This is a genomic window from Pseudovibrio denitrificans JCM 12308 (genome assembly GCF_001310815.1).
Taxonomy (GTDB): Bacteria; Pseudomonadota; Alphaproteobacteria; order Rhizobiales; family Stappiaceae; genus Pseudovibrio; species Pseudovibrio denitrificans.
Map to the genome: position 1 here is coordinate 297376 of NZ_BAZK01000002.1, position 25608 is coordinate 322983.

The window sequence follows — 25608 nt, forward strand, 5'->3', positions numbered from 1 at the left end:
GCGGCCAACTTGGCCAATGCGACGGAGGAGTGCCCGAGTGGCTAAAGGGGGCGGACTGTAAATCCGCTGGCTATGCCTACGTTGGTTCGAATCCAACCTCCTCCACCACCTTTCTTTCTTTTCATGAAATCAAACAGTTACGGTGGAAGCGCATGTCTTCTGAAGAATTCGATCATCTCCCTAGTTTTGCATTTGGCGATAGCCCTGAGCTGGCTGACAGTTTGCTTGAGCTTGTTCTGAATGGAACAAAGACAGCGACCTGTGGTGATCTGCATTCCTATGAGAAAGACGGAGAGCCCCTTCCGCAGCCGGGCGATCAGTACGTTATTCTGGATGGTAAAGGTCAGGCAGCCTGTGTCATCGAGATGGTGACTGTTGATGTGCGTCAGTTTAACGAGATTGATGAAGTCTGGGCTGTGCTGGAAGGTGAAGGCGATCTGAGCCTTGAGTTCTGGCAGGAAGGTCATCGCGAGTTCTTTGAACGCAACGGCGTGTATGCTCCTGATATGAAACTCGTTTGTGAGTACTTCCAGCTGGTGAAGATCTTCAAGCGCGATCAGGCGAAGCCTAAGCCGAATTAAGTTTCTTCCAGTTTTTGCTGCTTGCCTTCTGCGCCGGATGAGCGTTTGTCCGGTGGGGTGCTGTTGTTCTCAATAATCTTCCAGATATCCTGTTGTACATTCTGCCATTGGCGGAGTTCATCCCGTGCTGGCAGTTCGGCGCGTAGAGCCTCTTTCGATTGTATTGTTGACTGGATCAGAGTGGCCAGTTCTTCGGCGTTGTGCGGGTCAAAGTATTGGCAATGATCTCCGCCAACTTCCGGAATTGAGGTTGCGTTTGAGGCCAGTACGGGTGTGCCCATCCAGAGTGCTTCACCGACTGGCAGGCCATATCCTTCAAACAAGCTTGGGTAAACCAGTGCGATTGCTTCTTTATAAAGTGCTGTCAGCTCTGCGTTTGTGGGCGATTGCACGATCGTCACGAACTTGCCGATGGGTGTATATTTCTGGTCTTTATTGAGGCTGGCAAATGCACCGTTGGGGATCGCTCCCGCACATATGAGCTGAGGTAACTGCGCGTTTTCGTCTTGCTCCACGATATGCAGGTATGCGTCGAAGACCAGCTTTGCGTTTTTTCGGTAGCGAATGTCTCCAAGTAGCAGGAAGAAACCGTTCTCGGGTCGTTGTCGCAGAGTAGATAGGCTCTGCCTCCTGAAACTCGTGGGCCAGATGCACAACACTGGTGCTTTGCGGGGAGGGAAGCTTTTGCTCTGCGAGGAACTTCAGGAGATCGGTACGCGTATATTCGGAGTTGGCGATTACGTGCGGCCTTGTGGTGACTGTTCGTCTCAGATGCTCCAGCCAGAGCTTTGCGCCGAGATCCTCCTCCGGATCGTTGAGCCGCAGCGGAGAGATGTCGTGGATCATGACATAGACGGGCACATAGGGTGCGCGGCTTTTCACATATTCCGTCAGTCGCCGTGCTTCTTCCAGGTTTCCCAGTGACAGAAAGGGGGCGTCGATGTCTGTCAGCGGTTCCTGCAATGCTTCGCCATCATGAGCGCCGATGGTTTTATTTGCACGTGCGCGCAGTGTGTGTCTGAGCTTGTGGAACAGGCCTTTGAGTTTGCGGTTTCTGTATTTTTCAGAGCGGAATGCTTTAACGGGAGCGCCCAGCAAATCAGGGAGACATGCGGGGTTCAGGTCATCTGATGCGAACAATGGATCGGCCTGCACGCTCACATATTCGTTTTTGCGGGCGTCATGACAGATGAAGGTGACTTCGATGTCGTCTTTATAGAACCGCTTTGCTGTCTCGTAGAGCGTTCTGGTGACGCCGTTGGCCTGTAATGAGGTGGATCTGTTCTGCCTCAACGTGGTCAAGTCAAAGTAGAGCTTTGGCTTTGGCGTGGTCATGCTCAGCTCCTGACAGCTGGTAGAGTGTGCGTCATGCATTCCTTGTGATGGAGTTTGCGAATCCTGTTCTGGCCTGCAGTATGAGGAGGTGGGGCGGGTAAGGCCAGCTAAACCCTTGCTAACCCGTAATAATTCAAGGTGTGTAACCTATCGATTACGTGTCTGTGCCCGCGGAAAACAGAGTTGATCTGCCCCAGATTCATCTGGACGCGTCCTTTAGAATTGGTTATTCAGGCAACCCATGATTAACACCAAACCGCTTACCTGCCTTGTTTGCAGGAGTGAGCTGGAGAATTGATATGCTTCAATTGACTTTCCCTGACAATTCCGTTCGCGAATATGACGCTGGTTCCACCGGCGCTGATGTTGCAGGGAGCATTTCCAAATCTCTCTTGAAAAAAGCTGTTGCCGTCGCAATTGATGGTGAACTGCGCGATCTTTCTGATCCTATTGAAACGAATGCTGCGATTGAAATCGTAACCCGTGATGACCCACGTGCGCTGGAGCTGATCCGCCACGACGCGGCGCACGTGATGGCGGAAGCTGTGCAGGAACTGTGGCCTGAGACGCAGGTTACAATCGGTCCTGTAATCGAGAACGGCTTCTACTACGATTTCAAGCGCGATACGCCATTTACCACTGAAGACCTGCCGAAAATCGAAAAGAAGATGCAGCAGATCATTCAGCGAAATGCGAAGTTCACCAAAGAGATCTGGAGCCGCAACGAAGCAAAAGAATACTTTGCTGCCAAAGGGGAAGACTACAAGGTTGAGCTTGTTGATGCGATCCCTGAGGATGAAACCGTCAAGATCTATAAGCAGGGTGAATGGCTTGACCTTTGCCGTGGTCCGCACATGGCGTCCACTGGGCAGATCGGTCAGGCATTCAAGCTGATGAAGGTTGCCGGTGCCTACTGGCGCGGTGATGCAAACAACGAGATGCTGACCCGCATCTACGGCACTGCATGGTCTAGCGATAAAGATCTGAAGGCTTACCTCCATATGCTTGAGGAAGCTGAGAAGCGCGACCACCGCAAGCTGGGCCGCGAGATGGATCTCTATCACTTCCAGGAGGAAGGTCCGGGCGTTGTCTTCTGGCACCACAAAGGCTGGCAGCTGTTCCAGAACCTGACCAACTACATGCGTCGTCGTCTGGAAGATGACTACCAGGAAGTGAATGCGCCTCAGATTCTGGATAAGGCTCTTTGGGAAACTTCCGGTCACTGGGAGTGGTACCGCGAGAACATGTTCGCGACTGAGACTGAAGATCATCGCGTCTTCGCGATCAAGCCGATGAACTGTCCTGGTCACGTGCAGATCTTCAAGCACGGCCTGAAGTCCTATCGTGATCTGCCACTGCGTATGGCTGAGTTTGGTGCGGTTTCCCGCTATGAGCCTTCCGGTGCGCTGCATGGTCTGATGCGTGTTCGTGCGTTTACGCAGGATGATGCGCATGTGTTCTGTACTGAAGAGCAGATGGCTGCAGAGTGTCACAAGATCAACGACCTGATCATGTCCGTTTACAAGGACTTCGGGTTTGAAGAGATCGTTGTGAAGCTCTCCACACGTCCTGAAAAGCGTGTTGGTTCTGACGAAGTCTGGGATCACGCTGAAGCTGTGATGGGTGAAGTGCTGAAGGAGATCGAAGCGAACTCCGGCGGTAAGATCAAGACCGGCATTCTGGAAGGTGAGGGCGCGTTCTACGGTCCTAAGTTCGAGTACACTCTGCGTGACGCGATTGGTCGTGAATGGCAGTGTGGCACCACTCAGGTGGACTTCAACCTGCCAGAGCGTTTCGGTGCGTTCTACGTGGACAGCGATGGTGAGAAGAAGCAGCCGGTGATGATCCACCGTGCGATCTGTGGTTCTCTGGAACGCTTCCTTGGCATCCTTATCGAGAATTTTGCAGGTCACTTCCCACTGTGGCTGGCTCCTCAGCACTTTGTTGTTGCGGCGATTACTTCTGACGCTGATGACTACGCGAAGGAAGTGCATGCTGCGCTGAAAAAGGCTGGTTTGCGTGGTGAGCTGGATCTTCGTAATGAGAAGATCAACTACAAGGTTCGCGAGCACTCACATGCCAAGATCCCAGTGATCATTGCTGTTGGTAAGCGTGAAGCGGAAGAGAAGACTGTGAGCATCCGTCGTCTCGGTTCCCGTAATCAGACTGCTATGACTCTGGACGAGGCTGTTGCAAGCCTGCGTGACGAGGCTACAGCACCTGACCTTAAAGAACAGGCTTCGTGATCTTTAAAGGGACACTGATTTGAAAGGCTGGCAGCGTGTTTGCGTTGCCAGCCTTTTTCTTTTTTGGCCTCACTGTCGCCTAATGTTCACGTAAGTTTGCGAAAGCTTACGAAGCCAGCTCACAGAAAAGCTGGGCGAGTGAAGTGAGGTTAGCGGTGAACCACGCGGATTTAAGCTATGCCAATGATGGTCATCCACTTTTGAAGCGATGGCTTATTCGAAGCATTGAAGGGCTCTCTGGTCGCAGGAGACTGCTGGATCTTTATGAGGTCTGGCGCAGTGGCTATTCTGTCTCGGGTCAGGCCCTCTGGCGGGACCTGCTGGATCTGATTGACCTTCGTGTTGAATGCACCGGTCATTGCTGGCCGCCTTCTGATTTGGATGGTAAGCCGCTGGTGTTGATTGCGAACCATCCTTATGGCATTGCTGACGGTATTGCGATCCTCTCACTTGCCGAGCAACTGAACCGTCCTTACCGCGTGCTCATCAATAACGAGCTGCTCAAGGTGCCAGAGGTACGGCCCTTTGCACTGCCGGTTGATTTTGAAGAAACTGAAGACGCTTTACGGACCAATCTGAAGACACGGCAAGAGGCGTTGAGGCTGCTACAGGAAGGGGTGACGATTGTTATCTTTCCCGGTGGCGGTGTGGCGACTGCTGCTAGGCCATTCGGACGTGCAGAAGAGCTGCCTTGGAAGACGTTCAGTGCAAAGCTTATCAGGAGTGCCCGGGCGACGGTGTTGCCGGTTTACTTTGAGGGACAGAACTCGCCGTTGTTCCATCTGGTCAGCCGCTTTTCACTGAGCTTGCGCTTGTCCCTGTTGATCCGTGAGTTCAAGAGCATTTTGGGGCAGACAATCTTAGCGCGGATTGGAGATCCGATCCCCTATGAGGCTTTGGAGACATGTGAGAGCCAGCGGGAAATGATGGAGCAGTTGCAGGCGGCTGTTCTGGATTTGCGCCAAGAGGCTGATACTTCAATGCCCGAGACGTTTTATCTGCCTTAGTCAGTAAGCAGGCCAATAAAAAAGGCGCCGTTTCAGGCGCCTTGGTCATCGTTGCTGTGGTCTGTCTTACATCGGGTTCTCTGCAAGTACTTCCACTTCCACGTTGTTCACGCTTGGATTCACGGTGAACTCATCGCGGTACATCTCGCCGTTGTTGCGTGCCATGACGGTGTAGGTGCCAGCTGCGAGTGTCAGGTCGAGGAATGCGCCGTTGCCGCTTGCAACGGTGTCGCCACCTGGTGACAGGATGGTCCAGGAGGTGTTGGCCAGAGACGTCTTGTTCTTGGCGCTCACCAGCTTCAACGTGATGTTGCCTGCCTGATGGTAGAGAGTGGCTTCTGTCAGCTTGCCAGCCTGTACGTGAATGTCAGCCCGCACAACAGCATTGATGTCGCCGTAGCGGCTTTCAACGTGGTAGGTGCCTGCGCTCACGGGGACTAGCTCGCCCGGCTTGATGCCTGATGCGATGAGACCACGGTCGCCTGTTGCGTCATAGGTCATGTCATAGATATTGAAGCGCACATCTTCACGCGGCATCTTCTGATCGTTGCCAAGGGCTGCATCCAAGCGAATACCACCTGCGTTCAGAATGATGGTGCCGGTCTTCACGCCGCTCTTGAGTTCATAGCGTGTTGTCGCTGTGACTTTGCCAAAAGAGGTGTGAACCAGATAGGTGCCTGGATCGAGACGGAACTCAGCATCCTGATCCTGTGAGGATGCGACCATGTTCAGGGAGCCGTCGGCATTTTCTTTTGAAGAGTATACGCGCCACTTCAAACCACGAGTGAGGTTTGGTGTTCCCTCAGCCAGCTTGGCGACCAGATAGAGTACAGGCTGCGCACCAATTGGTGCTTGTTCAGCGCTGACTGCTGGTGGTGCATATGGCAGGAAGCTCGTGCCCAGTGTTGGCGCAAGAGACTGGCCCTGATATCCGCTGAGTGGATCATAGCTGATTGGAGGTGCAATGGTCTTTTCTGGCTTGGCAGCCAGGTCCAGCACTTCCTTAGAGAACGGCAAAGCGGGTTTGGAAACAGGAATAGGTCCTGCAGCCTGAGCGGCGTTTCCAAGCAATGCCAACCCAGCACAAAATGCTGTGGCGGCGGCTGCGCGTTGTAGCGCTTTGTTGAACGTCGATATCCGCTCTAACTTCACGTGTGCTCTCGCTACTACTTCAGAAAGTGTTACCCATGTGCGACAGTAAATACAAAACCGTCACCAGCCCGAGTGAAATCAGATTACAGTGACAAACTGTGTTTTGGAAGTGTTTTATAAATTTTTACTCAGTGGGTTGGGGATTGGTAGGCAATGTGGCAAGAATGGGGCAAGACCATCCTTTAATTGACACAGTTGATATTCTGTATAGGACTATTGCGTAGCTTTAATCCTTGAAATCCTGAAAAGAATCGAGACCGTGGAAATCAAAGACCTTCCAGAACTGAAGAGTTTTCTGAAAACTCGTCGCTCTCATCTCGCTGCAACACTCGTACATCCTGGCCCTGATCAAGCACAAATTTCCGAGCTGCTTGAGATGGCATGTCGTGTGCCGGATCATGGGAAAATTTCTCCTTGGCGGTTTGTTATCTATGACAATTCACAGGCGGACTCCATCGGTGAGAAGCTTGCTGAAATTGCTGAGAAGCGTCAGGGGCCGCTTGGAGAGAACACAAAGGCGATGGAGCTCGAGCGTTTCAAGCGTGCGCCTTTGGTCATTGGCGTTCTTTCTTCCCCAAACCGTGAGCATAAAGTGCCGGCCTGGGAGCAGGAGCTGGCCGTGGGTGCCGTTTGTGTGTCTCTGCTTAATGCTTGTTTCTCAATGGGATTTGCTGGTCAGTGGCTGACAGAGTGGTATGCTTTTGATGATGAAGCTGCTGCACATCTGGGTGCTCGTGAGGGTGAGCGATTTGCAGGCTTCATTCATATTGGAAGCCCGAGTGTCGTTCCAAATGAACGTCCACGGCCTGATGTAGCCCAATTGACCGAATATTTTCAGAGCGCTCCATCCGGTGTTGATGCGTAGGAACTGAGATAAGTCTATGTTTTATGAAGCAAATAAGCCGCATGGGTTGCCGCACAATCCATTCAAGGCCATCGTCGCGCCGCGTCCGATTGGTTGGGTTTCAACTGTCTCCAAAGATGGTGTGAAAAATCTGGCACCTTACAGCTTCTTCAATGCTGTCTGTGACACACCTCCAATGGTGGTCATTGGCTCCAGCGGCTACAAGGATTCTATTCGCAACATTGAAGAGACGGGTGAGTTTGTTTGTAACCAGGCAACGCTGGATCTGGCAGATGCGATGAACCAGTCCTCTGCGATGGTGGGTTCTGACGTTGATGAGTTCGAGCTTTCCGGCCTGACTGCAGAGGCGTCAAAACTGGTTGCAGCTCCGCGTGTTTTGGAAGCTAAAACCGCGTTGGAATGTAAGCTGGTCAACGTGCAGCGCCTGATCGATATTGACGGAAATGAGACCAACAGCTGGCTTATACTGGGTCAGGTTGTTGGTGTGCATATCGACGAGAGTGTGCTGGAAAACGGCATGCTCAATGTGGCGAAAATGAAGCCACTGGCGCGGTTGGGTTACATGGATTATTCGGTGGTTGATTCCGTGTTCCAGATGGATCGACCGGCACTTCCGGAAAAAGTCTGAGAATAGGGCGCTTCGGCGCCCTTTTTTATTGGGCTACGAAAACTTGTTGTATCAGGCTTGCTTCTTCCGGCGAGTTAGCTGTTTTTCCAGCAAAGCCCTGCGAGGCGACCAGATCAATCAACTCCAGCATTTTGGCTCTTGGCAGATGAGATGGCACTGCGGTGTCCAATGGGAGCAGGTGGGCTGCTCTTGCAGTGAAAAGGCATTGCGTGCGAGCGTGCTCGAACGGTGGGAGGAGCTGGCCTTGCTCATCCCGTGAGTGCTTTGCTGCCAGAGCGATCTTCAATACTTCTTCATTCCAGCAAAGTGCAGAGAGGCGTGGCTTATGCCATTCAGGTTTGCAAGGGCCGTGAATGCGGACGGGAATCTGCCAAGCTCTGGAATGATTTTGAGCGAACCATCCTGAAGCCCGTGTTCCGCTTCATAAACCGACAGGATTGCGTGCAGGCGCTCAATATCTGCTGCTGATTTGACAAATGTCGGGATCACCCCATTCTGCTTTACATCGATGTATGGTTTGAGTGTCGACAGGATGGTGTTTTCTGACGGATCGTTGAGCACGAAGTAGAGATGGTTCTGTTTGCTGAGCTGCGCCAATGCGTCAGGAGAGCCATAAGGGTCGACTTCTCTGGCTGGCTTTTCCGGCAGTATGGCATAAGCCAGCTCAGCATGTGCTGTGAAGTCTTTGCTTTGAGCGATTGCCGATGCCGTGGTTTTGAGCAGACAGTTCATTGGCTTTCTCCGAATCCAATCAGAAATTGAATTGTAAAGCATAAATGGCAGCGATCAGGATATGCGACAACTCTATTTTAGCTCAAATAACTCAGTGATTTCAGTAAGGCATATTTAAAAGTTAACTATTTGTTAACTAATATTAAGGGATATTAACTAATGGTATTATAGGGGGTAGATTCTAGTGAAGGTTGCAGGCGATCCTTCCATAGCTGGGCGTATTGAGTTGGCTTTTCAAAAAGCCAGTTCCAAAACGGGTACGTCCTTTGATTTCCTGCTGCAAGCTGCTGCTCGTGAATCCTCCTTTGATCCCAATGCCAAAGCCAAGACGTCTTCTGCGTCCGGCCTTTTTCAGTTTATCGAGTCGACCTGGCTTGAAACTCTCAAGAAAAATGGAGAGGAGCTAGGACTCGGGGACTATGCCCAGCACATTCGCGTGGATGGTAGCGGCAAGTACCGGGTAGACAACAAGCACCTGAAGCAACAGTTGTTGGACCTTCGTCATGATCCGGAGATTTCATCTCTGGTTGCTGGTGCGTTGGCGAAAGACAATGCGTCCGGTCTTTCTTCAAATCTTGGGCGTGATCCGTCGGCTGGTGAGTTGTATCTGGCGCACTTCCTTGGTGTGAACGGCAGTTTGCGTCTGCTGAATGCGGTGGAGGATAGTCCTCAGCATCCAGCCGCTGATCTGTTTCCTTTGCAGGCCCGCGCCAACAAAGCAGTCTTTTACAGCAGAGACGGGCAACCTCGGTCAGTGAGTGATGTTCATGATCGGTTGGTCGGTCAGTTTAATGAGACCATCGCCGGAGCAGAGCGTCCTGCCGTTGGGCTGCGCAAGGGGCCGATTACCAAGCCCATTGATAGCCACCGCGTTGAAAGCCGTATTCTGACGGCGTGGCGGGCGACGACTGTCGACAAAAATGAAGCACCTTTCCAGTCCTTGTTCCGGACTGATGAAGCAGCTGCTGTGACGGCCTCCAAAGCTGTCAGTGAGACGAAGCGGTCTGGTGTGGAAGTGCAAGAATCCATCAGTCAGCAGTTTGTTGCGCCTAAACCTATTGCGCGTCCTTCCGGGGCTCCTCTGGACCTGACGAAATTTCTCGCGCCAGCGCAAACCAGCGGAAAGTCCTTAAGTAAGAAGGTCTAGCCTCCTGTGATTTACAGGTGTGCCCTGGTGCTCTGATCTCTCAAAAAGCACGTTTTGCGAGAAACTGCGAGTGCGGTGAACGAAGCCTTAAGAATTATGATTAATTATTTCTACCCATAGTTGGTGGATACAGGTTTCCGAGTACCATGATTATCAAGAGTTTCCTGAATTGGGTGCAGTATGCGCCAAGTGGTAGTCGCGCACAGGCGGCTGGTGCTTTGGCACGTGCGTTTTTGTACTCTGACCTTGAAGGCTCTGAACACAGTGAAGCGGAAGCGGCTTTGACCTTCCTGCTTGATGATCGTGATGTTGCCGTTCGGGTCGCCCTTGCAGAAGCGTTTGGCGCTGCGAAGGTTGTGCCTGCGCACATCATTTCTGCTTTGCTGGTGGATGAGGATGAGGTTGCGCTGCCTTTGCTTTCTGGTGCAACGGAAATCCCGGAAGGGGAGCTGGTTGATTTGGTTGCGACCGGGTCTGCAAGGCGCTGTGTGGCTGTGGCCAGTCGTCCTGATATCTCGGTGGGCCTGTCGGCTGCCATCTGTGAGGTTGCTTGTGAAGAGGCCTGCGCGGCTTTGTTGAGCAATGAGAAAGCTGAGCTGACTTCCAGCAGTATGGAGCGTATCGTTGCGCGGTTTGGTGAGAGCCGCGATGTTAAAGATGCTTTGATGTCTCGTGATGATGTTCCGCTGCAGATCCGTCATATGATGCTGCGTCGTTATACTGAAAGCCTTGGTGATCACCCGCAGGTGTTGGGAGCGCGGAACATGCGTGCGCCGGAGCAATTGGTGGCTGATGCTCAGGATCGTTCGACAATTTCACTAGCCTGGAGTGCTTCTGATAAAGAGCTTCAGGGATTGGTGGAGCATCTGGTGGTGTCAGCGCAAATGACGAGTGTTCTGTTGCTGCGTGCTGCTGTAACTGGTTGTTTTAACTTGCTCACCAACTCTCTGTCGCGTTTGTCTGAGTATGATGAAGATCAGGTTTTCGATGCTCTGGCGACACCGTTCAGTCCTGCTCTGCGCCGGGTGCTTTCAGCAGCTGGTTTGCCGGATCGGACACATGCACTGTTTCAGGAGTGTATTGCCAGCTGGCAGCGGGTTGAGAACATGCAGATTGACCACTGGTCCAAGTCCCGTATCGTAGCGGGGGATCTAATTGCACTGGAAGATGAGCTGGGAGTTGAGGATCTGGGTGATCTTCAGGATCTGCTGCATCGTCTTTCCAACGAGGCTGCTCGTGAAAGTGCGCGGACCCGTGTTGCTGAAATGCTGAGTGACGTTGCTTAAGCCACTCAGTTCGTTTCCCGATTAGCTATCGATGAGCTGAGTGAGTGGTTCGCTGGCTTCTTCCAGACGTGAGACAAGCGCTACGCCGAGCTTGTTGGTATCATCGCGGGCGTCTTCTGAAATCATTGCATTGATTGCACTGACGTGTTGGGCGATGAGCTCTTTCGGGTAGGTGTCTTGCGCTTTGGCTGCGACGAGCAGGAGTGTCAGGTTGTTTGCGACGCGACCGACCAATGGGAAGCCCAGAGTTTCGGCCTGCCCCTTGATGTCATGAGCGCAGCGGAACAGGCTGTCGTAGGTTTCTTCAGTAAAGTCAGCGTCTTGTGCTGCCTGATTGGCTTCTTTCAGGCAGTCGACTTCCGAGCCCATCCAGCTTTCAAACTTATCTGAAAGCTTTTCAATCGCTTCTTCAGCTGCTTTAACCGGATCAAACTTGGCTGCTTCAATGGTCGACATCTTCCGGACTTTTTTGGAAAGGTCGTTGGGAACGCGGATGTGTTCCTGAGAAGATTTATCTGAACCAGTTGTAGAAGCCATTGTCTTGCGCAATTCCTGAGCCTGCATTGCTGTAGGCGCGAGTATATTTCGAATTCGTAATAATATCTAATGGTTTTATGGGCAATCCCAACCCGAAGTTGTCTCTAATAACATATTTGGCATGGGACTGCCATAAACGGGTGTGGCTCAGTACTTAAACATCTCTGAGAGGATACGTTCGTCCCAGCTGTGTTCATGATCGAACATGATGCAGCTTTCAGCGGTTGCGTCCTGATAGATGGTGGTGCTGATAACATTGCGGAACTCGCGGTGATCAGCTGCCGCGTTGACCGGGCGCTTATCTGCCTCAAGTACCTCAATCTTCACGGTGTTTTGTGTAGAGAGCAGGGCGCCGCGCCAGCGTCTTGGGCGGAATGCGCTGATGGGCGTAAGTGCCATTAACGGCGAGTCAATTGGCAGGATCGGTCCATGGGCGGAGAGGTTATAAGCCGTGCTGCCCTGGGGAGTAGAAATAATGATGCCATCACAGGCCAGCTCTTCCATGCGCACACGTCCATCAACGGAGATGCGTAGTTTGGCGGCCTGATGTGACTTGCGCAGGAAAGATACTTCATTGATTGCGCGGGCGGTGAACTCGTTGCCGTCTTTGTCGATCGCCTCGATGTTCAGTGGATGCAGAGGTGTTATCTCTGCTTTTTCAAGGCGTTCGACGAGATTTTCGGTGCGGTACTCGTTCATGAGGAAGCCGACTGAACCTCGATTCATGCCGTAGATGGGCATGCCGGTGTTCATAAACTTATGTAGACAAGAGAGCATAACTCCGTCGCCACCAAGCGCGACGATGACGTCTGCTTCATCTTGTGAGGCAGATCCATACATCTTTTCAAGAGCTTGGCGTGCAGCAAGTGCTTCTGGCGTGTCACTGGAAACAAAAGCGATGCGGTTGATAGTTCTTCTCTTCAAAGACGGCTCCTCCCTTAAAAAGGAGGTAGCATGACTTTCCGAAAATTCAAACTGCCTTTATGTCGCTTCTCGTCGGTTTGCCAAGGGATTAGGCGTTGCTGGTGTGATTTGCGCTGTCAAAAATACATAGACACTATAAGTATTGTGTTGTGTATTTGTGCAATACTACTTGTTTGTATTCGAATAAACATCAAGGTACTGATTTGCAACAGTCTGTTTTTCAGTTGATCGGAGGGGTTTTTGTTAAAATAACTTTCGAGTATGTTGAATGTGTTGCAGGTGGTTGAAATTCTCTCAAGATATCAATTATCTACAATGTTGCGACCAGAATATATTGCTTACCTTTTCTTATAGCTATTTGTAGCAGAGACCTTTTGAGCCTTAAGCAAGAGGTCGGTGGGAGCTTTTGCGCGGCGGCAGGGGCTCCCACCTTTTTATGTTCTGGTCACTTGGTCGTCTGGTGCGGTAACACTTTGGTGCCGCCAGATATGGCGGTTGGAACGCCTGTGGTTCCCGGAAAACTGATCGGTAGTTTGCGGTCGCATCTGGCGGCGAGGAAGGCGAAGCATTCTGCTTCCACGGCATCTCCTCGCCAGCCAAGCTCTTCTGCTTGCATGATTTTTACGTTTGCACGCGCTTCGATTTCCTTCAGCAGCTGCGGGTTCTTGCGTCCTCCACCACAGGCTACCAGGCGAGCAGGGTGTTTTGGTAGCATGTCCAACCCTTTACCGACTGCGCTTGCTGAGAAGGCGGTGAGTGTTGCTGCGCCGTCTTCCAGAGAGAGGCCGGTTGCCATGTCTTTGGTGAAGCTGTTGCGGTCGAGGGATTTGGGGAAGGCTTCTGTGAGATAGGGGTGTTTGAGGAGTGACTGGAGGCGGGCCTCGTCCACTTGTCCGCTGGCGGCGATGAGGCCGTCGCGGTCCATGTCGCCGTGATTGTGTGAACTAATCCAGTCATTTATGGGGGCATTGGCCGGGCCGGTGTCGAAGGCGATGAGGGTGTTGTGCCCGTCCCACCAGGAGATGTTGCCGACACCGCCGAGGTTCAGGATGGCGGTATCTGTTGGATCGTCCGAAAGACCAGCGCTGCGCAGGAGGGCCTGATGGTAGATGGCGGCGAGGGGGGCGCCTTGACCACCGGCTTCGATATCCTGTGTTCTGAAGTCGTAAATAACTGGAATACCAAGACTATCGGCGATGATTTGCCCGTCACCGAGTTGGCGTGTTGCGCCTTTCTGACCGTCTTTAGGTGCGCGGTGCAGGACGGTTTGACCGTGAAAACCGATCAACGCAATATTTTGCGTTGAAATGGAGTTTTTTGAAAGGAAATGCGAAATCGCGTGGGCCTGACCTTCACTCAGAGCTTTTTCCGCCCGTGAAAAAATTTCAGGTTCTTCGGCTGCGAAATTCCAGTCTTGAGCAGCGGTCATGGCTTCGGCGATCAGCTGATTGGTTTCGGGGGGATAACTTGCCAAGGTATAGGGGCCGAACTCCTCGATGGTTTTGCCATCGGTTTTCAGTATGGCGATGTCGACGTTGCGTCCATCACTGTTCCGGTCATGAGACCGATGCACCATTGCGCCGCCATTTATTCCCCCACTTCCCTATTCTGGTAGACTTAAATCAGTTCGCAGTTTGTGTTTTGCAGCAAGGGGCAGACCTTGCGATGGAACACCTGCGAAGCCCTCACTTCATAGCGGGTTCCGGTGTTCCTGACAAACTTGGAACACCGCAAGGTTGCAGGCTTTGGTTGAAAGGAGGCGGTTGTCGATGGGGAGGTTTGGTAGTCTCGGTGCGCATTACACATCAATCATGGTGATTGGTTGTGGCTGGTTATTCACTGCGCTCACTTGTTGGTGCTATTGAATTATGTTAGGCTTTATGTCGGAAATATCTATTTCAAATCTACTTTTTTGGATTATTTATCCGTCAAAATTACTATTATAAATAGTATTTATATTATCAATGTCAGTTTGATGCATCTCAATGCTGCTCTGATCCACTCTCAATAATTGGAATAAGTGTAAAACTCACTTATGCAACTGGAGGTGGAGATGAGTTTGAAAAGGGTGATGGGCCTGATGGCGAGCGCAGCGCTTATGGCGTCTGCTGGTCAGGCTCTGGCAGCGGATATGCCTGTGCCACAGGAAGATATCGCTGCTGCGGCTGCATCGGAAAAAAGCCCTTGGCAGATCCGTGTGCGTGCTCTGGGTGTTGTGACTGAAAATAGCGGCCATGTGAATGGCGTAGCGGGTTCAGATCTGACTTATTCAGACACTGTCGTTCCTGAGCTGGATATTACCTATTACTTTACTGATAATATTGCTGCCGAGCTTATTCTGGGCACCACATGGGCCAACGTCGATGGTGATGGTGTGCTGGATGGTGCTGCTATTGGCGAGACTTGGGTTCTGCCACCAACCCTGACCTTGCAGTATCACTTCACTAACTTTGGCAGCTTCAAGCCATATGTTGGTGCAGGTATCAACTACACGATTTTCTATAATCAGGATAGTCGTGGCAATTTCAAAGATATTGATATTGAAAATACCTTTGGTGCGGCTCTTCAGGTTGGTTTTGATTACATGATCGATGACAACTGGGGCGTCAACTTCGATGTGAAGAAGCTGTTCCTTGAGCCTGATTACAAAGTGAAGACCGACGCGGGTACGCTGCGAGGCACTGCTGAGCTTAATCCTTGGCTGATTGGTGCTGGTGTTACCTATCGCTTCTAAGGCTGTTTTGGCCGCTTAGAAAAAGTAAGGCTTGGATGTTTGAGCACCCAAGCCTTTTGTTTATCGGGATTGCCTAGTGTTTCAGGCAGGTTCTGCTGCCTTTTCACTGTTCACCCGCACAGCTTTGCCATCTGCATCGAAGAAGTGGGTGAGGGCAGGGTCGAAGGAGAGGCCGACCGTGTCGCCTGCGCTGTAGTGCTTTAGACCGGACAGTCTGACCAGAATGGTGCCGAGCCCTTTGGCGGCAACATAGATGAACAGATCTGCACCCAGATATTCGACATGCTCCACCGTTCCCGTCACGGCGGCTTCTGCTGGTGGAACAACGCTGATGTGTTCCGGGCGGATGCCGAGTTTGACCGGTGTGCCTTCGTTATCTCTGAAAGGTGATGGCTGCTCGGAGAAACCAGCAAGCGTGAAAGTATCGCTGCTGAACTCAACGGGCATGATGTTCATCTTTGGTGAACCGATGAACTGTGCCACAAACAGGTTGTCTGGGCGCTCATAGAGCTCACGTGGAGAGCCGACCTGTTCGATACGGCCAGACTGCAGAACCACGATCTTGTCCGCCAATGTCATCGCTTCCACCTGATCGTGGGTCACGTAGATCATGGTGGCATCCAGATTGCGGTGCAGTTTTGCAATCTCGAAACGCATTTCAACGCGCAGGGCGGCATCCAGATTGGAGAGCGGCTCATCAAACAGGAAGGCGGCTGGATCGCGGACAATAGACCGGCCAATGGCAACGCGCTGGCGCTGACCTCCAGAGAGCGCCTTCGGACGGCGGTCCAGATACTCTTCCAGCTGAAGCACTTCCGCGGCCTTGTTGACCTTGGCCTCAATTTCAGCTTTTGGAGCGCCTGCTGTTTTCAGAGCAAAGCCCATGTTTTCGCGCACGCTCATGTGTGGGTAAAGCGCGTAGCTTTGGAACACCATGGAGAGCCCACGCCCGGACGGTGGCAGGGCGGTGACGTCCTTGCCATCAATGTGCACGCTGCCCCGGCTGGCTTCTTCCAGACCGGAGATCACGCGCAGAAGTGTGGACTTGCCACAGCCAGAGGGCCCAACAAAGATGACGAACTCACCGGGATTGATCTCAAGATCAATCCCTTTGATGACCTGAAGATCACCAAACCATTTTTCGACACCCTCAAGGCGAATAGCTCCCATTATTCCGTTCCTCCTCAGGCTGCTTTAGCGGTCAGGCTTGGTGTGGCCCATGTGAGCCAGATGGCGGATGTCCAGGAGAAGGAGTTGCCGCCAGCGCCTTCGCCGGTGATTGGATCAAAGTATTCTGCAAAATCGCTCTTTTCGATCAGCGCAACTGTGTCGGTGCGCAGGCGCTCCGCGCGGGCGGTGTCGCCCAGTTCTGCAAAGCCGGTTGCGATCAGGTAATTGATGATGCCCCAGACAGGACCACGCCAGTAGCGCATGCTTTCAAACAGCGGGTGATCCGGGTCATAGCTTGGCATGGTGTAGTTGACCTTTGCCGCGATCCGATCGAAATGCTCGCGTGTTGGGTTGATGTACTTCTCTTCGCGAATGCCTGCATATGGAGCAAGGAAAGACGCGCTGGAAATGCCATCGCCCAGTACATCATTGCGCAGATCGTACGTGACGAAAGCCTGCTTTTCTTCGTTCCAGAGTTTGGCGATGCCTTTTTCTGTGAGGGCGATCCAACCTTTCAGCTCTTCAGCTGCTTCGGTCTCGCCCAGCGCTTCGGCCATAGCCAGCAGGTCGCGGTCTGCGCGCAGCAGGATGAAAGTGTTGCCTGGGTCAGCGACGAAAAACGGACATTGCTCTGCGACGATCTTTGGATCCCAGTTGTTATCACGACCAAACTTCACGATTGCCAGATAGCGGTCGTAGTCGATCTTCTTTGGACGCATCTCCGGGTTGACGTGGGATGTGTCTTTGCGAGTGTACTCACCAATATCAGAGATATCGACGTGGCTTGCTGCGTTGTCCCAGTCCGGCAGGTTGTCACGACCAGATTCCCATGGGTGCATGATGGCGATGACGCCGTGGCCTTCTGGATCACGATAGGTGTGGTACCAGCGGTGCCATGCCAGCAGTTTTGGGAAGAGGGATTTGATTTTCTCTTTACCAGCTGCGGAGGTGTCCTGCTCAAACAAGCGGCGAACGACGGTTGCTGCCACTGGTGGCTGGGAATGGCCGGAAGTCGGGATCTTCGGGTTTGTGGTGCCCCAGACGGATGGGCCGGGGAAGTAGCTTGGGTCATCCTTGCGGAAGATGATGTGCGGCACCATGCCGTCATCCCACTGGCCTTCGAAGAGAAGTTCAATCTCTTCCCATGCGCGGTTCATGTTGAACGTTGCAAAGCCGAGGGCGACGAATGCACTGTCCCAGTTCCACTGGTAAGGGTAGAGACCTTTGGTCGGGATGGTATAGCCGCCCAGATCATTTTCCTTAAGGATGGAAATGGCCTGATTATCGAGTTGTGCGGACATGTTAGATACTCCGATGTTTTTTCTTTTTGACAGTGCCACTTAGCCTTTGACGCTACCTGCTGTGAGGCCTTGAACGAGGAACCGTTCGAACCACAGGAAGATGCAAAGTACAGGGACTGTTGCGATGACCGCACCGGCCATCAGATGTTGACGTGGGACTTCTGAAGAGTTGAGGGACACAACACCGCGGGAAAGGGTGAAGATGTCCGGATCATCCAGGAACATGAAGGCAAAGAGGAACTCGTTCCACGCGATCATGAAGACGTAAAGAGAGACGGAAGCCAGCGCTGGCAGGGACAGTGGCAGGGTGATCTTTAAGATCACGCCCAGACGGCTGAGACCATCCATGAGGCCCGCTTCTTCCAGCTCTGCAGGCAAACCTTTGAAGTAGCCCTGCAGCATATACAGGGCGACTGGAATGGTGGTTGCCGGATAGACAATGAGCAGGCCCGTCAGTGAGTTGCGCAGACCCAGCTGAGAGAAGACAGCATAGAGCGGAATGACCAGAACAATGGCTGGCACCATGTAGATGAGCAGCACAGAGCGGGACATCCAGGAGCGACCCGGGAAGTTCAGGCGGGAGACTGCATAGGCGCCCGGAACTGAGAACAACAGGGTCAAGATGACGGTTGCCACTGAAACGATAGCAGAAACTGTTAGATAGGTGCCGAAGTTAAACTGGGTGAACAGCTCAATGTAAGAGCGGAACATTCCAGAGAGTCCACCGGACAGGTCGATGGACAGATCCAGCGGATTGCCGAGTAGTTGCTGCTGACTCTTCAGGCTGGTCATGACCATGACGTAGAACGGCAGGGCAACCATGACGGTGAAGACGACAAAGCCAAAGCCTTTGGCCACGCGCAGGAAAATGACTTCCTTCTCATAACGGGTGAGGCTGCCTTTTGGGGTGCCATCCAGAGTCTGACGGTTTGCCCAGAAGGTGACGGCTACAAAGGACACCAGTGCGATGAGCTGCCAGAGTGGCTCGACCGAGAGCGGCAGAGCAAAAGGTGCGCCGAAGGTTGCTGCCAGCAGGGTCAGAAGGATGATGGCAGCTGGTGCGTATTTCTGTCCGATGCTGGCGGTCTTACCTTCCCACAGATGGGTGAAGAGCGCGCCTAGCGCAGCGGCGAGGGCGGCGGCACCCACTTGCGGGATAGCCAACTCGCCGGTGATGAGTGTCAGGGTGACACCAATCACGATCATGGTGAGGAAGCCCCAGACGGCTCCGCTTACAGCAGAAAGAACGTAGCTGTTCAGCAATCTCATAGTCCTTCCTCCTTGGTTGAGAAGCGGATGAACAAGGTGGCGAAGGTGACAAGAACAACAAAGACGACCACGGCAACAGCTGCACCGGCGCCCAGATTGGAGAGGGCAAAGCCTTGCTCATACACATCCACGGTCAGGGTGCGGGTTCCGGCGTTACCGCCGGTGAGCAGGAAGATGTCGTCGAACTTGTTGAAGGTCCATATGAAGCGCAGCAGGAAGAGGACTGACAGGATGCCCATGAGCTGTGGCAGGGAAATGTACCAGAACTGCTGCAGTGGGGTCGCGCCGTCCATTTCAGCGGCCTCATAAATGTCCGTTGAAACGGACTGCATGCGCGCCAGAATGAACAGGAAGGACAGCGGGAAATACCGCCATGCTTCAAAGGCGATGACTGTTGAGAGCGCCAGTGGGAACTCGAAGGAGGTTCCGAACAGGTGCAGGTCGACTGCGCGCTGGCCGAAGAAGTTCACCGGCTCTGCGAAGACGCCCATCTTGGTGAGCAGGGCGTTCAAGGTTCCGGAGAATGGATCCAGCAGCACGACCCAGGTGAAGGCGACGGCAATGACCGGAGACACATAAGGGAACAAGAAGAGCCCGCGCAGGATGCCTCTGCCCTTGAAGGATGTGTTGAGGAGCTGCGCTGCAAACAGGCCAAGGACGAGTGCACCCACTGTGCCGAAGATAGTGTAGTAGAACGTGACGCGCAGAACGCTCCAGAACTCATCGCTGTCAAACACGCGGCGGAAGTTGTCCAGCGTGAAGGTGCTGTTGGTGAGCACGCTGTCAGCCTTGCCGAATACTGCAGGCTTGCTGGCTTTCTCCGGCTTCTTCAGCGCAAGGTATTCGTTGGAAACGGTGCCTGCGATGACAAGTTTCTCGCGGGCTTTTCCTTCAAGCGTGCCGATGTTGCAGGTCAGGTTGGTCCCAGTCAGAGAGCAGGCATCCGGCAGTTTTTGCGCAGTGAAACCGGGAGGGAGAATATCGGTAAAACCAGCGTCTGCGATGGAGTTTTTCTGGGAGGAATTGCGGACACGATACTCCAGCGTTGCCGGATCGCCTGCTAGTTGGGGTTTGCCTTTCACGCGCTCGTTGATAAGGACTTTGGGGGCACGCAAGTCGCCCAGCTCCACGGGTTTGAAGCTGATCCAGAAGTTGGCGACCAACGGTCCAAGAACAATTGCGAGGATGATCAGAAACGTGGGCGCCAGCATGGTGTAGGCGAGGCGGGCCTCCCGCTTTTGCATGGGGCCTGCGCCTTTGGGCGGCTGGCTTACGCTTTCACCTGCCGTGCTAACAGTTTTTCCGGCCTGATCGGCTATGGCGCTCATTGCGCTGTGCTCCTGATATCACTGTGGTTTTGGTGGTTTAAGGGCCCGCAGACCAGAGGCCTGCGGGCTGGGATCACGGCGGCGTCAGGCCTTACTTGATCTTGGCAAGTTCCTGATTGATCCGGGCGACCGCTTCTTCCGCGGTGAGTTCGTCATCAATGAACTCGCGAGTGTAACGGTTGATTGCCATGGAGTTCAGGATCTTGGATGCAAGACTGAGCTGGCCTTCCTTCACCCCCCAACGGCTAGCCGTGTCCAAACCTTCAACAATCTGGGAGATTGTTTCTGCTGGATAAAGCTCTGTGAGCGGTGCTTTGCGGTCCACACCAACTGGCAGGGTTGCCCAGCCTTTGATGAAGGCTTCTTTGTCTTCCGCATTGCCGCGGCGGACAGGGAACTTGCCTTCCGGTGCGATGGACAGGGTCGCCATGTAGCCTTCGTTCATGGAGTATTCCACGAACTGCTGTGCAGCTTCTGTGTCAGCATCGTTGGTGATGGAGAAGTAGCGGATGTCGCCCCATGCTGCGCCGGCCTTGTTGGATGGACCGGACAGAGTGGTTACAACGCCGGTTTTACCTGCCAGTTCCTTGGAGGTCGGGTCGTCGTTGATGGTTGGCGGTGCGCTGTCACGCAGACCAGCCAGCTCGTCCAGAATGAACGGTGACCAGATGATCATAGCTGCTTTGCCAGCGAAGTAGAGTTCGCGTGACTGTTTCCAGTAAAGGTCGCCTGGAGGAGATGCCTTTGCCAATGCCTTATAGAAGGTCAGTGCTTCCGCAAGTTTCTTCTCGTCAAAGCCTTTGAAGCCGTTTTTGTCGACCGGAGTTGCGCCGTTTGCCAGAAGCACATGTTCCAGAAGCTGGCTCATGAAGCTTTCGTCGATCTTTGTTGCAGCCACAAAGCCGAACTGCTCAGGCGGATTGTGCAGCTTTTCGATGGCAGCAAGGATGGATGCGTAGGTGTTTGGTGCTTCCAGACCGGCAGCGTCAAACAGATCCTTGCGGTAGACGATCATCTGGGTCCAGCCATCAACCGGAACAGCTGCGTAGCCATCTGGCAGGGCTGCCATGTTCAGAGCGCCGGATGCGAAGGTGCCTTCTTCCAGTCTTCGATGACTTCGGTTGCTGCATCTGTGTCGATGATGCCAGCTTCTGCCCATGGCAGAACGTGGATCAGCGGATGATAGATGACGTCTGGCAGATCGCCTGCTGCATATGCTGCAGTTGCACGGGTACCCATGTCTTTTTCTGTTACCGGAATAACGTTGACTTCAATGCCAGTTTTCTCGGTAAACGCCTTCGCCATTGCCTCCTGCTTGGCGAGACGTGCAGGCTGTTCTTCTGTGGTCCAGAAGCGCAGTGCTTCAGCCTGTGCAGCGCTCATTGCAAATGCAAGCGTGCCGACGAGGGCTGTTGTCCTTAAAATGTTCCTCCCGAACATAATTTCCTCCATTATGCGGTTGCGAAGTATGTGCTGAGGTGAGCTTTCAGCTCCTCAGGTGTTTTGCGCGGCGGACCATCAGAGCCACGCTGAATGAGTTTTGCTTCAGCCAGTATCTGCAGCTCGCGTGCTGGCTGACCGCTGATTGCTTTTGTGAGAAGTTCTGCCAGCGTACTGCCTGCGAGAACCGGCTCTTGGGCAAAGCTGGTGAGCGGCGGATCGAAGTGCTCACAAACAGGCAGGCCGTCGTAGCCGATGACGGTGATGTCTTCGCCAACGGTCAGGCCATGACGGCGGATGATTTTGGTAACGCCGATGGCGATAGCGTCTGTCATGCAGATGATAGCTGTCGGCGGGCGGTTCTGACGGAGCAGCTGAAGGGCTGCCTGCTCGCCGCCCGGTTCGTCCAGAGTTGCCTCGGCGATCAGCTGATCTTCAAAAGCTAGGCCAGCATCTTCCAGGCCTTGCTGGAAGCCTTCGATACGCAGGCGGCTGAAGTTCATCTGCGGGTTGGACATCACCAGTGAGATGCGGCGGTGGCCCTGTGCGATGACTTTTTGCGCAGCAGCGTAGAAGGCAGCGTGGTTGTCGATGTCGAACCAGGGATGTTCACTCTCGCGGGCTGTGCGACCATGGCTGACAAACGGGAAGCCGCGATCCAGCAGATAATCGACGCGCGGATCATTGGTTGCTGTTCTGGTGAGAACGAAGCCATCGACCTTTTGTGAGGAGATGAGGCGGCGGATTGCCAGCACTGCATCATCCATGGAACTTGCTGTTGTGACCAACAGATCTTTGTCGACTGCATTGAGCGCCCGTGTCATGCCATCCAGAAACTCGGCAAGAAACGGATCTGCGCCTTTGCCGGGCATGAGTGGCAAGACGATGCCGAATGTATCGACACGGCCACGTTTGAGATTGCGTGCTGTAGAGGAGGGGCGGTAGCCCAGCTCTTCGACAGCTTTGAGCACGCGCTCACGTGTGTTTTTGGAAATGTCCGTGTAGTTGTTCAAGACGCGGGACACGGTGCCCTTTGCTACGCCCACATGGCGTGCCACGTCTCCAATGGTCACAGATTTTCTCTGCTGCACATTCTGGTCAGTGATGCTCACAGAATTCCCACCCAAATACTTTGTCACCAGATCGCTCCCATGCATGATCTGATTTCATCAATGATGCTTACAAAACCGATTTTGGAAGTCAACAAAATCGGTTTTGAAGACTCCGAAATCGGTTTTGGAAACCGAAACACAAGGTTTTTCCGAAAGAGGGTTTCGGGTGGTTTCGGTGAGCGAAACTAAGCTTGAAAAAAGTTCTGCAAGGGCTGGGGACAACTTGGTTTCGATGGCTCTGAGGTGGCGAGAAGGGGGGGGTGAGGCTCAGAAACCGGTCTTGCAAAAGGACTCAGAGCCTTCAATTGCGACTAGGCCAAAGGGCTAGGTTGCCCATTAGGTCAACTGGAAATAGCTTCTTTAAACGAAGTTAAATTCTAAAAGGTGCCGGAGCCGGGAATGAGTGGAGCGCGACGAAGCTTTGCAGGTGTTGACTGCGCAGTTGCCCAGGCCATCGAGCAGATGGGGGATCCCTGGATCCTGCTTATTCTGCGATGTCAGTTTCAGGGCATTAAGCGCTTTGATGACTTTCAGGGGCACTTGCAGATCTCGACCAGCGTGCTGACAGACCGGTTGAGGCGGCTTGTTCAGGCCGGGATGTTGCGCAAGGAGCAAGACCAGCATGACAAGCGCGGCACGGTTTATCTGCTGACCGAGAAGGGAATGGATTTCTATCCGGTCATGATTGCGCTGCATCAGTGGAGTGAACGCTGGGAGGCCCGTGAAGATGGACCACGGCTGGAGCTGCTGGACAGGCAGAGCGGAGAGCCGGTGCGTGAGGTGCGCGTGCTCTCGCAGGATTACAGAGAATTAGGTGCCCGGGATGTTCAGGCTCTGGTTGATGACCGGAGCGGCGAGATGATGCAGGACATTCAGGAGCGGTTGAAACGTCGGAGAGGGGATGCTGCCTGAGCCTTCTAGAGGCGGGCAGATTGTCGGATTTGTAAGGGAGTGTGTTTGAAATGCTTTGCCAGATATTTTGAAGAGTAAACTTCGCCTGCCAGTTGTTGGCAGCCCATTGTTCATCATCAGCAATCCTGACCTTGTGATTGCACAGTGTAAGGCGGGGATCGTTGGATCTTTCCCTGCTCTTAATGCGCGCCCAAAGGAAAAGCTGGAAGAGTGGCTGATCCAGATTACGGAAGAGCTGGCAGCCTATGATGCCGCCAATCCGGATAAGCCGTCTGCGCCATTTGCAGTGAACCAGATTGTGCATCGCTCCAACGATCGTCTGGAACATGATGTGGAGCTTTGCGTAAAGTACAAGGTGCCGATCGTGATCACCTCTCTTGGCGCACGGCCAGAGGTGTTTGATGCGGTCCACTCTTATGGTGGCATCGTGCTGCATGACATCATCACCAACACACATGCGCATAAAGCGATTGAGAAGGGGGCTGATGGCCTGATCGCTGTTGCTGCAGGTGCAGGTGGTCATGCAGGGACGACCTCTCCGTTTGCGCTTATTCAGGAAATCCGTGAGTGGTTTGATGGTCCTTTGCTGCTGTCTGGTAGCATCAGCACCGGCCAGTCCATCCTTGCTTCTCAGGTGATGGGGGCTGATCTGGCTTACATAGGTTCTGCATTTATTGCGACTGAGGAAGCGAATGCGGAGCAGGGCTATAAGCAGATGATCGTTGAGAGTGGGGCAGAGGACATTGTCTACTCCAACCTGTTTACGGGCGTTCACGGCAACTATCTGAAGCCTTCCATCGAGAATGCCGGTATGGACCCGAACAATCTGCCTGAAGGCGATCTAAAGACCATGAACTTTAATAGTGGGTCCGGTAAGCCGAAGAGCTGGAAAGAGATCTGGGGTTGCGGTCAGGGTATCGGTGCGGTGAAGACCATCGGCACTGCTGGTGATCTGGTTGCCCGTCTTTCTGAAGAGTATGCCGCCGCGCAGAAAGCAGTTGCTGCGAAGATGCCTGCCATGGAAGCGGCTGAGTAACCAAAGCGCCGATAATGCTGGTTTGAATAGGAGGCTGCCGGGTTTCGTGCCCGGTGGCCTTTTTCTTCACAAAAGTGCGCATGCTTCGTCCTTATGATTGTCCTGCCATGATTTCGTAGGAGGTGGGACCAACGAGAAGGAAGAAAAATGCGTATTTTTTGGTGTCTCGGCCTTCTGCTGGCCGGTACTTTTATGGTCGCCTCTGAAAGCTATGCTCAGGGCAGCGACACACAAGTCACTCCTCCCATGACCCAGTATTGTAACCGCGGTACAGCGCTTTATGCGGATGGAAGCAGTGCGGGTGGCCCAATGCCAATGATCAAGTGTGGTCAAAACACGCTGGTTTATCAGCGTACCAATATGAGCTTCCCGCTCTCCGTGGTGGCCAATGGCAAGCTGTCTGTTAACAACGCAAATGGTGCCTGTCAGAGCGCAAAGGCAGCTGGTGCTGATGCGATTGTCAGCAATATTCAGTCCCTTTGTAACACGACTCTTTGGCCGAACTCTTGTTCTCAGTGTAATTGAGTATAAGATATATCAGTGGTAGTATTGGTTGCTGTAGAGCTAAAGTAATCAATACTACTTATCTTGTTGAGTTAATCTCACCATATGCCGCGTAGTAATCAGTATTACTTTTTTATGGGCATCGTGACACCCAATAGTCATATATGAGAAACTCTGTTGCATAAATGGGGTGTATCTCTGGCGATATATTGCTAGAATCGGGCAACTTGTGAAAGTTGATTTCAAAATACACTTAAGCAAAATCAAAAAAGAATGGCTTAGGTCACATGCAACGAGAGCATTGGGGGAAGTCGTATCGGCTTCATTCTGGCTGCTGCAGGTTCAGCGGTTGGATTAGGTAA

General features: G+C 53.0%; 23 protein-coding genes, 1 tRNA gene and 1 pseudogene. 12 read left to right on the forward strand and 13 right to left on the reverse strand.

What is annotated here, in order from left to right:
• The first annotated feature begins 23 nt into the window (after positions 1-23).
• Positions 24-108 (forward strand) — tRNA-Tyr (locus tag JCM12308_RS03025).
• 44 nt (positions 109-152) lie between these two features.
• The gene (locus JCM12308_RS03030) at positions 153-581 is read left to right on the forward strand and encodes an ASCH domain-containing protein (protein ID WP_054782803.1); all 429 of its coding nucleotides are present in this window, start codon (positions 153-155) and stop codon (positions 579-581) included.
• Here the strand turns inward: JCM12308_RS03030 and JCM12308_RS28870 are convergent.
• Complete coding sequence (locus tag JCM12308_RS28870; protein ID WP_373282323.1) at positions 578-1240, reverse strand: glycosyltransferase; 663 nt, start codon at positions 1238-1240, stop codon at positions 578-580. The genes JCM12308_RS03030 and JCM12308_RS28870 overlap by 4 nt on opposite strands.
• Before the next feature lie 975 nt (positions 1241-2215).
• On the opposite strand from JCM12308_RS28870, the gene thrS reads away from it, so the two are divergent.
• Both thrS and JCM12308_RS03045 read left to right on the forward strand, forming a co-directional pair.
• Positions 2216-4162 (forward strand): threonine--tRNA ligase, encoded by a 1947-nt coding sequence (thrS, locus tag JCM12308_RS03040; protein ID WP_054782804.1) that lies wholly within the window; start codon positions 2216-2218, stop codon positions 4160-4162.
• A gap of 155 nt (positions 4163-4317) precedes the next feature.
• Positions 4318-5169: a lysophospholipid acyltransferase family protein gene (locus JCM12308_RS03045; protein ID WP_054782805.1), complete on the forward strand. Its 852-nt coding sequence runs from the start codon at positions 4318-4320 to the stop codon at positions 5167-5169.
• A 66-nt stretch (positions 5170-5235) separates the two neighbouring features.
• On the opposite strand, the gene JCM12308_RS03050 is transcribed toward JCM12308_RS03045, so the two are convergent.
• Complete coding sequence (locus tag JCM12308_RS03050) at positions 5236-6321, reverse strand: RgsD C-terminal domain-containing protein (protein WP_008548002.1); 1086 nt, start codon at positions 6319-6321, stop codon at positions 5236-5238.
• Between the two features lie 259 nt (positions 6322-6580).
• On the opposite strand from JCM12308_RS03050, the gene JCM12308_RS03055 reads away from it, so the two are divergent.
• Both JCM12308_RS03055 and JCM12308_RS03060 read left to right on the forward strand, forming a co-directional pair.
• Positions 6581-7186: a nitroreductase family protein gene (locus tag JCM12308_RS03055; RefSeq protein ID WP_054782806.1), complete on the forward strand. Its 606-nt coding sequence runs from the start codon at positions 6581-6583 to the stop codon at positions 7184-7186.
• A 16-nt stretch (positions 7187-7202) separates the two neighbouring features.
• Positions 7203-7814: a flavin reductase family protein gene (locus JCM12308_RS03060; RefSeq protein ID WP_054782807.1), complete on the forward strand. Its 612-nt coding sequence runs from the start codon at positions 7203-7205 to the stop codon at positions 7812-7814.
• Positions 7815-8096: 282 nt separating this feature from the next.
• Here JCM12308_RS03060 and JCM12308_RS28875 read toward each other — a convergent pair whose 3' ends face one another.
• Positions 8097-8546, reverse strand: coding sequence for a hypothetical protein (locus JCM12308_RS28875; RefSeq protein WP_208978213.1), 450 nt, complete (start codon positions 8544-8546; stop codon positions 8097-8099).
• Positions 8547-8730: 184 nt separating this feature from the next.
• Here JCM12308_RS28875 and JCM12308_RS03070 point away from each other — a divergent pair, with 184 nt between their 5' ends.
• Positions 8731-9693, forward strand: coding sequence for a transglycosylase SLT domain-containing protein (locus JCM12308_RS03070; RefSeq protein WP_054782808.1), 963 nt, complete (start codon positions 8731-8733; stop codon positions 9691-9693).
• A gap of 146 nt (positions 9694-9839) precedes the next feature.
• A complete protein-coding gene (locus tag JCM12308_RS03075; RefSeq protein WP_054782809.1) occupies positions 9840-10979 on the forward strand; it encodes a DUF2336 domain-containing protein in 1140 nt (379 codons plus the stop codon).
• Positions 10980-11000: 21 nt separating this feature from the next.
• Here JCM12308_RS03075 and JCM12308_RS03080 read toward each other — a convergent pair whose 3' ends face one another.
• The 3 genes and pseudogenes from JCM12308_RS03080 to JCM12308_RS03090 all read right to left on the reverse strand — a co-directional run bounded on the left by JCM12308_RS03080 (position 11001) and on the right by JCM12308_RS03090 (position 14027).
• On the reverse strand, positions 11001-11516 hold the full coding sequence (locus tag JCM12308_RS03080) for an Hpt domain-containing protein (RefSeq protein ID WP_008547517.1): 516 nt from the start codon (positions 11514-11516) through the stop codon (positions 11001-11003).
• A gap of 147 nt (positions 11517-11663) precedes the next feature.
• Positions 11664-12440: an NAD kinase gene (locus JCM12308_RS03085; protein WP_014286364.1), complete on the reverse strand. Its 777-nt coding sequence runs from the start codon at positions 12438-12440 to the stop codon at positions 11664-11666.
• Between the two features lie 445 nt (positions 12441-12885).
• Positions 12886-14027 (reverse strand): annotated as a pseudogene (locus JCM12308_RS03090) (anhydro-N-acetylmuramic acid kinase).
• Positions 14028-14493: 466 nt separating this feature from the next.
• Between JCM12308_RS03090 and JCM12308_RS03095 the strand changes: the two are divergent.
• Complete coding sequence (locus tag JCM12308_RS03095) at positions 14494-15174, forward strand: OmpW/AlkL family protein (protein WP_054782890.1); 681 nt, start codon at positions 14494-14496, stop codon at positions 15172-15174.
• A gap of 81 nt (positions 15175-15255) precedes the next feature.
• Here the strand turns inward: JCM12308_RS03095 and JCM12308_RS03100 are convergent, their stop codons facing one another.
• The 7 genes from JCM12308_RS03100 to JCM12308_RS03125 form a co-directional block, all read right to left on the reverse strand.
• Positions 15256-16344 carry an ABC transporter ATP-binding protein gene (locus tag JCM12308_RS03100; protein ID WP_054782811.1) on the reverse strand — a complete coding sequence of 363 codons (1089 nt, stop codon included), beginning with the start codon at positions 16342-16344 and terminating at the stop codon, positions 15256-15258.
• Positions 16345-16358: 14 nt separating this feature from the next.
• Complete coding sequence (locus tag JCM12308_RS03105; protein ID WP_054782812.1) at positions 16359-17645, reverse strand: MGH1-like glycoside hydrolase domain-containing protein; 1287 nt, start codon at positions 17643-17645, stop codon at positions 16359-16361.
• A 39-nt stretch (positions 17646-17684) separates the two neighbouring features.
• Entirely contained in the window at positions 17685-18914 is a 1230-nt protein-coding gene (locus tag JCM12308_RS03110; protein ID WP_054782813.1) for a carbohydrate ABC transporter permease, read from the reverse strand.
• Positions 18911-20242 carry a carbohydrate ABC transporter permease gene (locus JCM12308_RS03115; RefSeq protein ID WP_054782814.1) on the reverse strand — a complete coding sequence of 444 codons (1332 nt, stop codon included), beginning with the start codon at positions 20240-20242 and terminating at the stop codon, positions 18911-18913. The genes JCM12308_RS03110 and JCM12308_RS03115 overlap by 4 nt, the downstream gene beginning before the upstream one ends.
• A gap of 91 nt (positions 20243-20333) precedes the next feature.
• A complete protein-coding gene (locus tag JCM12308_RS03120) occupies positions 20334-21311 on the reverse strand; it encodes an ABC transporter substrate-binding protein (RefSeq protein ID WP_208978214.1) in 978 nt (325 codons plus the stop codon).
• Positions 21312-21313: 2 nt separating this feature from the next.
• Complete coding sequence (locus JCM12308_RS32100) at positions 21314-21682, reverse strand: extracellular solute-binding protein (protein ID WP_208978215.1); 369 nt, start codon at positions 21680-21682, stop codon at positions 21314-21316.
• Positions 21683-21693: 11 nt separating this feature from the next.
• Positions 21694-22821, reverse strand: a complete 1128-nt coding sequence (locus JCM12308_RS03125) for a substrate-binding domain-containing protein (RefSeq protein ID WP_128647316.1) — start codon at positions 22819-22821, stop codon at positions 21694-21696.
• Positions 22822-23193: 372 nt separating this feature from the next.
• Here JCM12308_RS03125 and JCM12308_RS03135 point away from each other — a divergent pair, with 372 nt between their 5' ends.
• The 3 genes from JCM12308_RS03135 (at position 23194) to JCM12308_RS03145 (ending at position 25267) form a co-directional block, all read left to right on the forward strand.
• Positions 23194-23706, forward strand: coding sequence for a winged helix-turn-helix transcriptional regulator (locus JCM12308_RS03135; RefSeq protein ID WP_014286353.1), 513 nt, complete (start codon positions 23194-23196; stop codon positions 23704-23706).
• Between the two features lie 67 nt (positions 23707-23773).
• A complete protein-coding gene (locus tag JCM12308_RS03140; protein WP_244271818.1) occupies positions 23774-24742 on the forward strand; it encodes an NAD(P)H-dependent flavin oxidoreductase in 969 nt (322 codons plus the stop codon).
• Between the two features lie 147 nt (positions 24743-24889).
• The gene (locus JCM12308_RS03145) at positions 24890-25267 is read left to right on the forward strand and encodes a hypothetical protein (RefSeq protein WP_014286351.1); all 378 of its coding nucleotides are present in this window, start codon (positions 24890-24892) and stop codon (positions 25265-25267) included.
• Positions 25268-25608: the final 341 nt, after the last annotated feature.

Coding starts and splice junctions, on each gene's coding strand:
- JCM12308_RS03030 (WP_054782803.1), top strand. CDS start 153: ATGTCTTCTGAAGAATTCGATCATCTCCCTAGTTTTGCATTTGGCGAT.
- thrS (WP_054782804.1), top strand. CDS start 2,216: ATGCTTCAATTGACTTTCCCTGACAATTCCGTTCGCGAATATGACGCT.
- JCM12308_RS03060 (WP_054782807.1), top strand. CDS start 7,203: ATGTTTTATGAAGCAAATAAGCCGCATGGGTTGCCGCACAATCCATTC.
- JCM12308_RS28875 (WP_208978213.1), bottom strand. CDS start 8,546: ATGAACTGTCTGCTCAAAACCACGGCATCGGCAATCGCTCAAAGCAAA.
- JCM12308_RS03075 (WP_054782809.1), top strand. CDS start 9,840: ATGATTATCAAGAGTTTCCTGAATTGGGTGCAGTATGCGCCAAGTGGT.
- JCM12308_RS03080 (WP_008547517.1), bottom strand. CDS start 11,516: ATGGCTTCTACAACTGGTTCAGATAAATCTTCTCAGGAACACATCCGC.
- JCM12308_RS03095 (WP_054782890.1), top strand. CDS start 14,494: ATGAGTTTGAAAAGGGTGATGGGCCTGATGGCGAGCGCAGCGCTTATG.
- JCM12308_RS03100 (WP_054782811.1), bottom strand. CDS start 16,344: ATGGGAGCTATTCGCCTTGAGGGTGTCGAAAAATGGTTTGGTGATCTT.
- JCM12308_RS03105 (WP_054782812.1), bottom strand. CDS start 17,645: ATGTCCGCACAACTCGATAATCAGGCCATTTCCATCCTTAAGGAAAAT.
- JCM12308_RS03110 (WP_054782813.1), bottom strand. CDS start 18,914: ATGAGATTGCTGAACAGCTACGTTCTTTCTGCTGTAAGCGGAGCCGTC.
- JCM12308_RS03115 (WP_054782814.1), bottom strand. CDS start 20,242: ATGAGCGCCATAGCCGATCAGGCCGGAAAAACTGTTAGCACGGCAGGT.
- JCM12308_RS03120 (WP_208978214.1), bottom strand. CDS start 21,311: ATGGCAGCCCTGCCAGATGGCTACGCAGCTGTTCCGGTTGATGGCTGG.
- JCM12308_RS32100 (WP_208978215.1), bottom strand. CDS start 21,682: ATGTTCGGGAGGAACATTTTAAGGACAACAGCCCTCGTCGGCACGCTT.
- JCM12308_RS03135 (WP_014286353.1), top strand. CDS start 23,194: ATGAGTGGAGCGCGACGAAGCTTTGCAGGTGTTGACTGCGCAGTTGCC.
- JCM12308_RS03145 (WP_014286351.1), top strand. CDS start 24,890: ATGCGTATTTTTTGGTGTCTCGGCCTTCTGCTGGCCGGTACTTTTATG.